This window comes from Shewanella mesophila (assembly GCF_019457515.1).
Taxonomy (GTDB): domain Bacteria; phylum Pseudomonadota; class Gammaproteobacteria; order Enterobacterales; family Shewanellaceae; genus Shewanella; species Shewanella mesophila.
This window is the reverse complement of record NZ_CP080421.1, coordinates 1,787,534-1,801,288: the sequence shown is the minus strand read 5'-3', so window position 1 is coordinate 1,801,288 and position 13,755 is coordinate 1,787,534. Positions and strand designations below refer to the sequence as shown.

Sequence of the window (13,755 nt, the reverse complement as noted above, 5' to 3'; positions counted from 1 at the left end):
AACTGTAACTTACTCGCCCTATCAGCCGAGTTTAGCTAGTGGATGTCGATCCTCAGACCATGGTGAAGCCAATAGCTGTGCAACCGCTTGTGCGTCGACGGTATCGACACTGGCATATTTCCACGTTGGCTGGCGATCTTTATCAATTAATAACGCTCGAACACCCTCAACAAAGTCACCGATAGCACAGCAATTACAACTCATACCCAGCTCGCGCTGAAATACTTGTTCGAGTGATAATTTGGTGCTTAAACCTGATTGCTCATAAACCAGATGCAGGCTCAATGGGCTTCCGGCTAACATAGTATTAAGTGCGCGTTCTAGCCAAGGTTGATCAGTCTCATAGGCGGCCACTCTTGCCATGATCTGACTTAAATCGCCCTCCATCAATTGATCAATCAGCGCTTGATGCTGTGCAAGCACACTCTCACCCATCTTGATCGCGCAGCGACTCGTCATCGCTTCTAATAACGCATTAAGTTTAGTGTGATTAACCCCGATGTCGCCTTCCCAATCGATACTGGCTAGCGCATCAAACAGCGGCTGTTTATCATCACTATTAAGATAATGATTTCCCAGGCCGACGAAATAAGCATCTGCGCTATTCATATTGTAAGCTGTCATGCCAAGAAAACGGCCAATGTGACCAGGCATGCGATTGAGAAAGTAGCTCCCTCCCACATCAGGATAAAGCCCAATGGTCACCTCTGGCATAGCAATACGTGAACGCTCAGTGATAACTCTATGGCTAGCACCCGCCATGAGCCCAAGTCCGCCCCCCATCACAATACCATCGCCCCAAACCAACACGGGTTTGTCGAACACGTGCAACAGATGATCTAAATAGTACTCGTCGGTAAAAAACTCACTTGCCATGGTGGTCACTTCACCCGGCGCCTCTTTAGAAGCGTGATAAAGTGCGCGCACATCACCACCGGCGCAGAATGCTTTTTCGCCGGCACCATCTAGCACCACCATAGCAATGCTATCATCTTGTGCCCACGCGGAGAGTTGACGAGTAAGCGCTTGGATCATCTCCAAGTTAAGCGCGTTGAGTGCCTTTTCCATGTTCAGAGTGGCAATACCGACCAACTTGCCTGACAAGGTGCCTAAGGTTTGAAATACCACGCTATTGCTTTGCTCAATACTCATTAGCTATTGGTCCATTTTGCTTGACGCTTTTCTAAAAACGCGTTAACCCCTTCGGCCTGATCTTTGGTGTCAAACAAGCCAACAAACAACTCACGCTCGACAGGCAGCGCCTGCGTTCGTGGCATCGCTCGGCCCGCCTGAATAAGCTGCTTACACACAGTCACACTGCTAGGGCTCTGATTAGCCACTTTTTCAGCTAAGGTTAACGCCGTATCTAAGGCTGAACCTTTAGCCACCACCTCTTCGACTAATCGAAGCTGAAGAGCCTTGTCGGCATCGACACGTTCGCCACATAAGATCATCCGCTTCGCCCAGCCTTCCCCGACCAAGGCCGTGAGATTTTGAGTACCACCAGCGCAAGGAAGTAAGCCAACGGTCGCCTCAGGCAATGCCATCACGGCCTGCGCTTCAGCGATGCGAATATCACAAGCAAGCGCCACTTCGAGCCCGCCGCCCATGGCATAGCCATTGATAGCAGCGATGGATACGCCACGAAAACCACTGAGGGCTTCAAACGCTTCGCCAAAATGTTTGGCCATTGAAGCCGCATTACCTTTATCGCCATCGGCAAACAGTTTGAGATCGGCACCAGCACTAAAAAACTTTTCACCGTCACCTGTTAGCACTAAAGCATAAATCTCTTTGTTGGCATTCAGTTCACTTACTTTTTGCTTAAGTAGCTGTAAACTCGATGCTGTCCATGTATTTGCTGGCGGATTGCTCATTGTGAGTACCGCGGTATGGCCAATAATTTTCTCGATAATCGCTGTCATCTTTATGCTCCTTTATGACAATTACAGGATCGGGCTAGCGTTTTCGTCGAGTAGACGACGAGCAATAATCAAGCGCATGATCTCGTTAGTTCCCTCTAAGATTTGATGTACACGCACATCACGGAAATGGCGCTCCAACGGATATTCACGAATGTAGCCGTAACCACCATGAAGCTGCAATGCACTATCACAAACGCTAAAGCCAATATCGGTGGCAAAACGTTTTGCCATGGCGCAATAGGCCGTCGCTTCAGGGTCACCACTGTCGAGTTTAAAGGCGGCTAAACGCACCATCTGCCTAGCTGCGACTAACTCTGTCGCCATATCCGCTAACTTGAACTGCAATGCTTGAAATGCCGCGATCGGCTTACCAAACTGTTTACGCTCATTCATATATTGAGTCGCGCGATCGAGTGCCGCTTGTGCCGTACCCACTGAGCAAGTGGCAATATTGATGCGACCGCCATCTAATCCCTTCATGGCAAACGTAAAACCTTGACCTTCTTCGCCTAACAGATTGCTTACTGGCACACGAACATTATCGAAAGTAATTTCACGGGTTGGCTGGGCGTTCCAGCCCATCTTATCTTCCGCTTTGCCGTAGCTGATGCCGTCGGTGTCTGCAGGCACAGCAATGGCCGAGATCCCCTTAGGACCCGCTTCGCCGGTGCGGCACATAACAACTAGCATCTCCGTCGAACCAGCGCCAGAGATAAACATCTTAGCGCCGGAGATCACATATTCATCGCCTTCACGAACCGCTTTGGTTTTGAGTGACGCCGCATCACTCCCGGCGCCCGCTTCAGTTAAGCAGTAAGAGGCCAGTTTTTCACCTGTGGTCAATGGTGCTGACCATTCATCTCGCAGGGATTGAGAGCCAAAGCTAGTGATCATCCAGGTCGCCATATTATGAATAGTCAACATGGCTGTGGTGGCGGTGCAGCCCATCGCAAGCTGCTCGAAAATGATCGACGAATCGAGGCGAGATAAGCCCATACCACCTTCCGATTCTGGCGAGTATAAAGAGCAAAAGCCCAGCTCTCCGGCTTTTTGAATGACATCTTTAGGGAAATGATGCTCTTCATCCCACTTGGCGGCGAATGGAGCTAGCTCTTCGTTGGCAAATTGAGTTGCCAGTTCGGCAAACTGGCGTTGATCTTCATTCAGATTAAAATCCATCTGATTAACTCCTTGAGCACCTATGGTTATTCGCCGCTAATGATAATGCGGCATTTTTTAATATCGGTGCGTAACTTGTTGATTGTGGTTATTGCTTGTTGATTATTTACTGTAAACATATGATGAAAAGCCTTGGACTCATTAGTCCAAGGCTTTCACGTTATTTCAGGGCAATCGTCATATTCGGCGCATGGTGCTCAGCATCTGAGATATCCGATTCAAACCAGCGCGCGGTGATGGTCTTGGTCTCAGTATAGAAACGGACCGCCTGTTTTCCATAGGCGTGCTGATCGCCATAGAAACTGCCTTTCCAACCCGTAAACGAGAAGAAAGGTAGCGGCACAGGAATCGGTACGTTAATCCCTACCTGGCCCACTTCAATATTATGCTGATACTTACGCGCCGCCGCGCCGCTCGCGGTAAAGATAGAGGTACCGTTACCATATGGGCTGGCGTTGACTATCTCGATAGCGTCTTCAAGAGAATCACTTTCCATGCAGCAGAGTACAGGGCCGAAGATCTCCTCTTGGTAAATGCTCATCTCTGTGGTCACATTAGTGAACATAGTCGGTCCGACCCAGTTACCGCTTTCATAGCCCTCGACGGTGAAATCGCTACCGTCGAGCAAACATTCCGCGCCCTCTTCTTTGCCTTGAGCAATCAGCTTAAGCACGCGCGCTTTCGCCGCAGGGCTGATAACAGGACCATAGGCTGCGTCTTTATCATCCCATAAGCCCGGTCTGACTTTGGCTATGGCATCACGTAGCTCAGGGATCCAGTTTTTCGCTTCACCCACAAATACTGCTACCGACAGTGCCATACAACGCTGACCCGCTGCACCGACAGATGCACCAACCAAGTTATTAATGACTTGTTGTTTATTAGCATCGGGCATGATCACGCAGTGATTTTTAGCACCTGCAAAGGCTTGTACACGCTTAAGATTATCGGTACCCGTCTTGTAGATATATTGACCGACGCCGACTGAGCCGACAAAGGAAATGGCCTTGATATCTTGATGGGTCAGCAGCACATCGACCGCCGTCTTGTCACCATGAATTAGCTGTAGAACGCCTTTGGGTGCGCCCGCCTCTTCAAACAGTTCGACCAAGCGCTGTGGCGTCATCGGATCTTGCTCCGACGGCTTAAGTACAAAGGTGTTGCCGCAGGCAATCGCCAATGGGAACATCCACAGTGGGATCATCGCAGGAAAGTTAAATGGCGTAATACCAGCGCATACGCCCAAAGGCTGGGTATAACTATAGGTATCGATACTGCGCGCCACGTTTTCAACCGTTTCACCCATGATAAGATTAGCAATGTTACAAGCGTGCTCAGCCACTTCGATACCACGCCACACATCACCTTTGGCATCTTCAAAAGTTTTACCCGTTTCTTGAGCCAGAATCGTGGCAATCTCATCATGATGAGCTTTTAGTAGATGTTGATAGCGAAACATTACCCGAGCACGCTCTGATACGGGTACCTCTTTCCATGTCATAAAGGCTTTTTTCGCACTAGCGATGGCAATTTCAACTTCTGATGTAGTCGCAGCGTTAATGGTCGCGATCACTTCATTATTAGCCGGATTAGTTACCGAGATCTGCTGAGTGCCTTGGCCTAAGGTAAATTCACCATCGATATAATGTTTAACTTGAATAGTCATATTGCTTTCCTAAGATCTTTTTAACTAAGACAAAAATGTAAGTGACAGCTAAAAACTCACATCGTTAACAGAGGTTATGCAAATGGGCCAATAGCACATCTATCAGCCCGAGCAATGGATTAGATTTCAATCGCCATAGCGGTGGCTTCGCCGCCACCGATACACAATGAAGCCACGCCGCGAGTAAGCCCTTTTGCTTTTAAGGCATGAATCAAGGTCACCAGCACACGGGCGCCAGAGCAACCTATGGGATGGCCTAATGCGCAAGCACCGCCGTTGACGTTAACCTTGGTTTCGTCTAAGCCGAGTTCTGAAATCGCGAGCATGGTGACCATGGCAAAGGCTTCGTTGATCTCAAATAGATCGACATCGGCTTTAGTCCAGTTAACCTTGTCGAGCAGCTTAGTCATGGCACCAACAGGGGCTGTGGTAAACATCGATGGCTCTTGAGCGTGAGTCGTGTGACCTTTAATGGTCGCCAGCACCTCGAGTCCCTTCGCATCGGCCTGCTCGCGGGTCATGAGCATAAGTGCGGCAGCGCCGTCTGAAATTGAACTTGAATTTGCGGCAGTGATAGTGCCTTCTTTGGCGAATGCCGGGCGTAGTGTGGGGATCTTTTCTGGACGAGCATTCCCTGGCTGTTCGTCGGTATCGACCACGACATCACCACGTCGGCTCGATACTGTCACCGGGGCAATTTCATCTTTAAACGCGCCAGATTCAATCGCGGCATTGGCTTTTTGCAGTGAGCTTAGGGCAAAGTTATCCATCGCTTCACGGGTAATGGAAAAATCATCAGCAGTCTTTTGAGCGAATGTGCCCATAGCACCACCAGTATACGCATCTTCGAGGCCATCGAGGAACATGTGATCCATCACCTTGCCATGACCCATACGCATGCCACCGCGGGCTTTATCCAGCAGGTAAGGTGCTTGACTCATACTTTCCATACCACCAGCGATAACGATATTGGCGCTACCCGCTTTAATGAGGTCATGGGCTAACATTACCGTCTTCATACCAGAACCACAGACTTTATTGACTGTCGTGGCGCCCACAGATAATGGCAAGTCGGCGCCTAAAGTGGCTTGACGAGCTGGCGCTTGACCAAGACCCGCTGGCAAAACACACCCCATAAGGACTTCATCCACATCATTGCCTGCAATTGAGGTGAAATCCATCAAGCCTTTAATTGCTGTCGCTGCAAGTGTTGGCGATGTCACGCTCGACAGTGCGCCTTGAAAGCCGCCCATAGGGGTGCGCTTCGCCGCGACAATCACGATATCTTGGTTTGTTTGCTCTGTAGTCATCTTCCGCTCCAATTAAGGTACCTATGCGATCGGGTCACATTCTATAAGTGACAAACTGTGATCATGCTCAAATAACATCACTGTGACGTTTACGCGAACGTAAAGCAAGTGTTAACTGGTCGAATTTGATTAACTTTAGTCTAAGGTATTGTCAGTTTGGATTTACAGCAGCGTCACTTAATTCAAATAAAGCCTTTTTAAATCAAGTGTGAGCTGCAAAGATTGTTTTTTCTAATCCAATCAAGAAGTATGGCGAAAGCGGACATGCTGGTTTAACGCAGGGGGAAAATGGTGTAATTAGGAGCCACTAAAGCACTAGATATTAGCTAGGCCACTTTATATTAGTGACATCCGAGATATTAGTTCAGCGCGAGTACCGAGATACCATCAAATAATAACGGCGCCCCAAAAGCAGTAAGCGCATTATCTTGATAAACAACGGCATCGCCGTCTGAGCATAAAATAAGTGGGTAGCGAACTAAGTCATCATGGTTAAACAAACGCGATGCCGCCACACTGAGATCTACACCATTTTGGCTAAAATCCACATGGGGAACAAATTGATAGGGAAGCAGCGCCATTGCCGAAAAATCGTCAAGCATTACATTGTTTTCATCCCCGCAAGGTGAATAACGTCCGCTTGGCAAAGGGCATTAAACTTTTCATCGCTATAGCCTTGCTGTAGGTCGACGTAACAATTCAATTGCGTATTAAACTGTGAATAAAAAGCTTGAGTTTGCAGATAATAGTGTCGTTCTGACTCATGCTCAGAAGCGAGATAACCTACTCGTAATGGGGCATTAGAATCATTAAACAGATGGGAGATCGCCTGCTGTGCAGCGCGGCTTTGCGGATCACTTAATAGGACAAGTTTCAAACTCAACACTCCTTTGTCAATTCTTGAAATAATGGCGCTTCACCTCCGTCACATCGACTTGATAATGACTGTACCACTCTCTTGCGCCTAGCAACTGCGCCATCTGATGATCGCTGTCTTTTTTCCATGCTAATATGTCAGCTTCATCGTGCCAGTAGGAGATGGCGATCTCTTGGTCCTCTTGCGTAACCGCAACAAAATCGATACAGCGGTATTTATCAAACGCTAACTGACGCAACTTAGACGCTAAACGTGAATATTCATCAGTCTGTTTGATTATTTTGGCTCTAAAAATTACCGCATACACAGTTTGCTCCTCGCTAGAATGGTTCAAACTTAATCGCCATCGATTGAATATCATGTAACGAGACACCGTGTTGATTTCGCTGGGCGCAGAGTCGTTGATGCGCTTCATCGAGCGGATCGCCGATTAACACCTCACGCACTTGGTAACCCAAGGCTTTTGCTGCCGCCTCGTAGGTCATAAACTCCCACCTAGCCATATTGGTATTATCACAAATAACAACGGGCTCACCTCTGCTCAGCGCATGAATGAATGCGGTTAAATTACGCTGATGGTATTCACTCAAACAATTTGCATTAAATCGATATTGGCCATCGGTATAAAACAACTGATCCGTGGAAAAATAACCACGCAGCCTAATATCGTTAGCGATCTCTGTCGGCTGCGCGTCAATAAACTGCTCAACCCAATAACTCTTCCCGCTTCCAGGTAAACCCCGCATAATGATGGCCAGCTTAGTTTGACAGGGTAACGCGCTATTGGGTACCAATGAATGAATCTCTAATTCCATCTACTTGGCCGCTTTATCGCTATTGGCAACAGCATCACTCACAATTTGGCCACTTAAAATATCATCGACTAATTTAGGTAAGATCTCGCTGGCTTTACCTTGAAGGTGATATTGGAATTGGCTATGCCTATCGGCTGGCATCAAATTAACCTCAACGGTTTGCGCGCCATGATGGTTAGCCGTATCGACAAAACCAGCTGCGGGGTATACAGAGCCAGAGGTACCAATAGCGATAAACAGATCACAGGTATCTAATGCATGTTGAATACGATCTAAGCCTATTGGCATCTCACCAAACCAAACCACATGCGGACGTAAACGCTGGGCAGGGATACAGCAAGTACAAGTATGATTAACACCAAAATGATCGGTCAGCAGGAAAGTTTGTTGCGATCGAGGACAGCGCCCCTTGGTCAATTCGCCGTGCATATGTAGCAAGCGACGGGAACCCGCTCGCTCATGAAGATCATCGATATTTTGTGTCACCACTAGTAGTTGGCCATCAAACTCATGTTCAAGCCTAGCTAGTGCGAGATGGGCGGCATTGGGTTCTACATGACCATCATGTAATTGCTGCCATCGCTCGTTATAAAAACGCTCAACCATTTCAGGATCACGCTGGTAGCCTTCTGGCGTCGCAACATCTTCAATCTTATGTTCTTCCCATAGTCCGTCTTGATCTCTAAATGTTCTCAATCCTGACTCGGCAGAGATCCCTGCTCCAGTTAATATCACGATCTGTCGATACATCGGCATTCCTTTTATTGTTATAGGCTCATGTAAGCGATAGGTTTGTCGGCTTGTTAAGCCTGCCAGAATTACGCCAACATGACTATTGGGCGTTAGTATAAATAACACTACAAAAAGTACGTGAAAAATGCAGTCTTTATCGCACAGATAGTAACATTTTGAGCCAAATTATTGCTTGAAAGAACAATATGCAAGATCAAAGGTTTAAGTTTTCAAATTCAGCCCCTATAATGGTTCCCAATATCAACAACTGAACCTCTATTGGCTTTGCTAATGGTTCTGCAATCAAGAGATTAATAATGACAGATGGAAATCAAGCGCTAAAGAAAGCGGGATTAAAGGTCACCTTACCACGAGTCAAGATCCTCGAACTGATGCAGGGACCCGAAAACCAACATATCAGTGCAGAAGACCTATACAAGAAACTGCTCGATATTGGTGAAGAGATTGGGTTAGCAACCGTTTACCGCGTATTGAACCAATTCGATGACGCAGGCATTGTTAGCCGCCATCACTTTGAAAGTGGCAAAGCCGTTTTCGAACTCTCATCACAGCATCATCACGATCATTTGGTATGTCTATCTTGCGGTAAAGTTATTGAGTTTTCTGATGATGTTATCGAACGTCGTCAAGATGAAATTGCCATGAAACACAACATCAAACTCACTAATCACAGTTTATACCTTTACGGTGTTTGTACTAATGATGAGTGCGATCACGGCGATGCATAGGGTCAATAAATCAATAAAAACCAGCTTTTAAGCTGGTTTTTTTATGTTTTATTTCTATTGGTGAATAAAACCTACAGCACCTTATGATAAACATTGACCTTATGTCCCATAAACTTATTGCGCTCCCGTAAGCTCATACCCACTTTTTGCGCAACGCCTTCAGAACCCTTATTACCTATGAGGATCAACGCAATCGCCTCATCTATACCATGTTCTTTAAAGCGCGATAAGGCAGCAAGCCCAGCTTCACTACCTATGCCCTGCCCCCAATACTCAGGAAGGTAACGGTAACCTAACTCCACCTCATCATACTCTTTGATATAGGTTGGCCCACAAAAACCGATCACTTTACCATCAAACTTATGTTCTACTGCCCAGCGACCGTATCCACGTTCTTGGTAACTCTTAAGCACAACATTTTCAAATATCTGCTGCGCCTGAGATAAACTGGTCATTGGCTCGCCGGGAATATAGGTGAGGACTTCGGGAATACTGTTTAATAAAAAGATGGCTTCTATATCTTTAGCTTCGAAATGGCGCAATATGAGCCTGTCTGTTTGTGCAATGATCACTACCAACTCCTTTTTCCTTACCCTATCGAACTATCTAATATACCGATAATTGGGCTAATTAAGAAAGTATTAAACTTAATTGCTAAAATACTGACTATGTCGTTCAATAAGCTAACTTATGATTAATGTCAGCAAAAGGAATGCTTTATGACAATCATGCAAAAGGTTTTTTGGCTTATCGCCACCTTAGGCAACATTACCGGACTCTATCTTTTTACTCAGATAGGAGGCTGGCCGAGTTCGCTGCTATTAAGCGTGACTCTGCTTTACACCATTATCGGTAGTTACGATATGTTTTATAGCCCCCATACCTTGAGTCGGCTTTATCCAGTTGTCGCCTATCTTAGGTATTTTCTTGAATCATACCGAATAGAGATCCAGCAGTACTTTATAGCCAACGACACCGAAGAGGCCCCGTTTAACCGCGAGCAACGCTCATTAGTTTATCAACGCGCTAAAAATGTACGCGATACCATTGCATTTGGTACTCAGCATGATCTTTTGCAAGAGAACTACTTAAGTCTTTGGCACTCCCTGTCTCCCAAACATATCGAAGATCAGGCGAAACGGGTGCGTATTGGCGGCCCAGATTGCAGCCAACCCTATGATGCATCTTATTTTAATATCTCGGCAATGAGCTTTGGATCATTAAGTGCCAACGCCATCGAGGCGCTCAATCTCGGCGCAAAAAAAGCCGATTGTTATCACAATACTGGTGAAGGGGGTGCTAGCCCTTATCACCTCAAGCATGGCGGCGATATTGTCTGGCAAATCGGTTCAGGTCTCTTTGGTTGCCGAGATGATGATGGAAACTTCAATCCTGACAGCTTTGAAGAGATGGCTAAACGGCCACAGATAAAGATGATCGAGATTAAGCTAAGTCAAGGCGCCAAACCCGGTCATGGAGGCGTACTCCCCAAAGCAAAAATCACCCCCGAAATCGCCATGATCCGTCATATATCAATGGAGAAAGATTGTGTCTCACCGGCAGTAAACCCCGAATGTAAAACACCTATTGCACTGCTAAATTTTGTCAAAACACTGCGCGAACTCAGCGGCGGTAAACCTGTTGGCTTCAAGTTATGTATTGGTAATCCCGCAGAATTTTTGGCGATCTGTAAAGCCATGTTAAAAACCGGAATAACCCCCGACTTTATCACCATTGATGGCGCCGAAGGGGGCACTGGCGCGGCGCCAGTTGAGTTTACTAACCGCTTAGGCATGATGTGCCTTGAGGGCGTATATTTTGTAAATAATGCCTTAATTGGTGTTGGACTAAGACATAAAATCGCCCTTATCGCCTCGGGCAAAACCGCCTCTAGTTTCGATCTACTGACAAAGATAGCCATGGGAGCCGATATCGTTAATGCAGCGCGCACCATGATGCTCGCCCTAGGTTGTATTCAATCGAGAAACTGTAATACCAACATGTGTCCCACGGGGATAGCAACCCAAGATCCTGCCCGCTCTAAGGCATTAGAAGTCGAAGTCAAAAGTGAGCGAGTCAAAAACTACCAACAAAATACCTTGAAAAGCTTTTATGAATTGGTCGGCAGTATGGGGTTAGATAACCCCAGTAAACTAAAGCCTAGGATGATAAAGAGACGCTCTCCATACGGGCTATTGATCTCAACGGGTAGCTTAGTGGCTCCGCTAGAACACAATGCCATCATAGAGGAGAAGGTTAACGATACGGCTTGGTCATCTTGGTGGCAGCAATGTAATGCCGAAGCGTTTTATTGTGAAGATACCTATATCTTGACTCCCGCCGAATTTGGCCTCAACCGCAAACAATAACGGTTCGAGCTTAAACTCAAACAAAAAAGGCGCCTAAGGCGCCTTTTTAATACTGAAAAACCGGTATTACCAACCAGTCTTAGTACGCAGTGCACTGCCGATATCAGCAAGTGAACGAACTGTCGTTACGCCTGCGGCTTCTAATGCTGCAAACTTATCTTCTGCAGTACCTTTACCACCAGCGATGATCGCACCAGCGTGACCCATACGCTTACCGGCAGGAGCAGTAACACCAGCAATGTAAGATACAACAGGCTTAGTCACGTTAGCTTTGATGTACTCAGCCGCTTCTTCTTCAGCAGTACCACCGATCTCACCAATCATAACGATGGCTTCGGTCAATGGATCGTTTTGGAACATTTCCAATACGTCGATGAAGTTAGTACCTGGGATTGGGTCACCACCGATACCAACACAAGTTGATTGGCCGAAACCTTCATCGGTAGTTTGCTTAACCGCTTCGTACGTCAAAGTACCAGAGCGAGAAACAATACCGACTTTACCAGGCTTGTGGATGTGACCAGGCATGATACCAATCTTACATTCACCCGGAGTGATAACACCAGGGCAGTTAGGACCGATCATACGAACGCCAGTTTCTTCAAGCTTAACTTTAACTTCAAGCATATCCAGAGTAGGAATACCTTCAGTAATACAAACGATTAGCTCTATGCCACCGTCGATAGCTTCAAGAATTGCATCTTTACAGAAAGGTGCTGGTACATAGATAACTGTCGCTGTTGCGCCAGTTTCAGCCACGGCGTCTTTAACAGTATTAAATACTGGAAGACCTAAGTGAACTTGACCGCCTTTTCCAGGAGATACACCACCAACCATTTTTGTGCCATAAGCAATCGCTTGCTCAGAATGGAAAGTACCTTGACCACCAGTGAAACCTTGACAGATAACTTTGGTATCTTTATTGATTAATACAGACATTATTTGCCCTCCGCAGCAGCAACAACTTTAACTGCAGCGTCAGTTAGTGACTCAGCTGCAATAATGTCAAGACCAGAGTTAGCCAATACTTCGCGACCGAGATCTGCGTTAGTACCTTCAAGACGAACCACAACTGGCACTTTAACACCCACTTCTTTAACGGCGCCAATGATGCCTTCAGCGATCATGTCACAACGTACGATACCACCAAAGATGTTCACAAGAACGGCTTTAACGTTGTCGTCAGAAAGAATGATCTTAAACGCTTCAGCTACGCGCTCTTTAGTCGCTCCGCCGCCAACGTCTAGGAAGTTAGCTGGCTTGCCACCGTGTAGGTTTACGATGTCCATAGTACCCATTGCAAGGCCTGCACCGTTAACCATACAACCTACGTTACCGTCGAGTGCAACATAGTTAAGCTCAAATTTAGCCGCATGCGCTTCACGAGCATCATCTTGTGATGGATCGTGCATATCACGGATTTTTGGTTGACGGAACAAAGCGTTGCCATCGATACCAATCTTACCGTCTAGGCAATGAATGTTGCCTTCGGTCGTGATAACAAGTGGGTTGATCTCAAGCAGTGCGAAATCATGGTCGTTAAACATCTTAGCAAGACCCATGAACACTTTAGTGAACTGCTTCATTTGCGTTGGAGTAAGGCCCAACTTGAAGCCAAGATCACGTGCTTGGTATGGTTGAGGACCAGTCAAAGGATCGATAATCGCTTTGTGGATCAACTCTGGCGTTTCTTCAGCCACAGTCTCAATCTCAACACCACCTTCAGTTGATGCCATGAACACCACGCGACGAGTCGCACGATCAACAACGGCGCCAAGATAAAGTTCGTTAGCGATATCAGTACAGCTTTCAACTAAAATCTTAGCAACTGGCTGACCTTTCTCATCAGTTTGATAAGTGACAAGGTTCTTACCTAACCAATTTTCAGCGAACGCTCTGATCTCTTCTTTATCGCCGGTAACTTTAACGCCACCTGCTTTACCACGGCCGCCTGCGTGTACTTGACACTTAACAACCCACATATCTCCGCCAATATGGCCTGCTGCTTCTACCGCTTCTTGAGGGGTGTCACATGCAAAACCTTCTGACACTGGTAAACCATATTCGGCAAATAGGGCTTTTGCCTGATACTCATGCAAATTCATGATGATCTATCCGTATACTTCTTATCAA

The 13,755-nt window shown here is 46.7% G+C and carries 15 protein-coding genes; 2 read left to right on the top strand and 13 right to left on the bottom strand.

Annotated elements, in window-relative coordinates; all coding sequences use genetic code 11:
- Positions 1-21: 21 nt before the first annotated feature.
- From K0I73_RS07830 to cobB, 10 genes are all read right to left on the bottom strand, one after another.
- Positions 22-1,152, bottom strand: coding sequence for an enoyl-CoA hydratase/isomerase family protein (locus tag K0I73_RS07830; RefSeq protein WP_220063919.1), 1,131 nt, complete (start codon positions 1,150-1,152; stop codon positions 22-24).
- Positions 1,152-1,925: an enoyl-CoA hydratase gene (locus tag K0I73_RS07825; RefSeq protein ID WP_220063918.1), complete on the bottom strand. Its 774-nt coding sequence runs from the start codon at positions 1,923-1,925 to the stop codon at positions 1,152-1,154. Before K0I73_RS07825 ends, K0I73_RS07830 begins: the two co-directional genes overlap by 1 nt.
- A gap of 21 nt (positions 1,926-1,946) precedes the next feature.
- Positions 1,947-3,104 carry an acyl-CoA dehydrogenase family protein gene (locus K0I73_RS07820; RefSeq protein ID WP_220063917.1) on the bottom strand — a complete coding sequence of 386 codons (1,158 nt, stop codon included), beginning with the start codon at positions 3,102-3,104 and terminating at the stop codon, positions 1,947-1,949.
- A gap of 160 nt (positions 3,105-3,264) precedes the next feature.
- Positions 3,265-4,770 (bottom strand): CoA-acylating methylmalonate-semialdehyde dehydrogenase, encoded by a 1,506-nt coding sequence (locus K0I73_RS07815; RefSeq protein WP_220063916.1) that lies wholly within the window; start codon positions 4,768-4,770, stop codon positions 3,265-3,267.
- Positions 4,771-4,889: 119 nt separating this feature from the next.
- Entirely contained in the window at positions 4,890-6,080 is a 1,191-nt protein-coding gene (locus tag K0I73_RS07810) for a thiolase family protein (RefSeq protein ID WP_220063915.1), read from the bottom strand.
- 359 nt (positions 6,081-6,439) lie between these two features.
- Positions 6,440-6,682: a hypothetical protein gene (locus K0I73_RS07805; RefSeq protein WP_220063914.1), complete on the bottom strand. Its 243-nt coding sequence runs from the start codon at positions 6,680-6,682 to the stop codon at positions 6,440-6,442.
- Positions 6,682-6,957: a hypothetical protein gene (locus K0I73_RS07800; RefSeq protein ID WP_220063913.1), complete on the bottom strand. Its 276-nt coding sequence runs from the start codon at positions 6,955-6,957 to the stop codon at positions 6,682-6,684. The genes K0I73_RS07805 and K0I73_RS07800 overlap by 1 nt, the downstream gene beginning before the upstream one ends.
- A gap of 16 nt (positions 6,958-6,973) precedes the next feature.
- Positions 6,974-7,264 (bottom strand): antibiotic biosynthesis monooxygenase family protein, encoded by a 291-nt coding sequence (locus K0I73_RS07795; RefSeq protein ID WP_220063912.1) that lies wholly within the window; start codon positions 7,262-7,264, stop codon positions 6,974-6,976.
- A 13-nt stretch (positions 7,265-7,277) separates the two neighbouring features.
- Positions 7,278-7,772 (bottom strand): ATP-binding protein, encoded by a 495-nt coding sequence (locus K0I73_RS07790; RefSeq protein WP_220063911.1) that lies wholly within the window; start codon positions 7,770-7,772, stop codon positions 7,278-7,280.
- On the bottom strand, positions 7,773-8,522 hold the full coding sequence (gene cobB / locus K0I73_RS07785) for a Sir2 family NAD+-dependent deacetylase (protein WP_220063910.1): 750 nt from the start codon (positions 8,520-8,522) through the stop codon (positions 7,773-7,775).
- A 299-nt stretch (positions 8,523-8,821) separates the two neighbouring features.
- On the opposite strand from cobB, the gene fur reads away from it, so the two are divergent.
- Positions 8,822-9,253, top strand: coding sequence for a ferric iron uptake transcriptional regulator (gene fur / locus K0I73_RS07780; protein ID WP_220063909.1), 432 nt, complete (start codon positions 8,822-8,824; stop codon positions 9,251-9,253).
- Between the two features lie 71 nt (positions 9,254-9,324).
- On the opposite strand, the gene K0I73_RS07775 is transcribed toward fur, so the two are convergent.
- A complete protein-coding gene (locus K0I73_RS07775; RefSeq protein ID WP_220063908.1) occupies positions 9,325-9,825 on the bottom strand; it encodes a GNAT family N-acetyltransferase in 501 nt (166 codons plus the stop codon).
- 147 nt (positions 9,826-9,972) lie between these two features.
- On the opposite strand from K0I73_RS07775, the gene K0I73_RS07770 reads away from it, so the two are divergent.
- Positions 9,973-11,622, top strand: coding sequence for an FMN-binding glutamate synthase family protein (locus tag K0I73_RS07770; protein ID WP_220063907.1), 1,650 nt, complete (start codon positions 9,973-9,975; stop codon positions 11,620-11,622).
- Between the two features lie 66 nt (positions 11,623-11,688).
- Here K0I73_RS07770 and sucD read toward each other — a convergent pair whose 3' ends face one another.
- Together sucD and sucC are read right to left on the bottom strand one after the other, a co-directional pair.
- Positions 11,689-12,561, bottom strand: a complete 873-nt coding sequence (gene sucD / locus K0I73_RS07765) for a succinate--CoA ligase subunit alpha (RefSeq protein ID WP_220063906.1) — start codon at positions 12,559-12,561, stop codon at positions 11,689-11,691.
- Positions 12,561-13,727, bottom strand: coding sequence for an ADP-forming succinate--CoA ligase subunit beta (gene sucC / locus K0I73_RS07760; protein ID WP_220063905.1), 1,167 nt, complete (start codon positions 13,725-13,727; stop codon positions 12,561-12,563). Before sucC ends, sucD begins: the two co-directional genes overlap by 1 nt.
- Positions 13,728-13,755 lie beyond the last annotated feature (28 nt).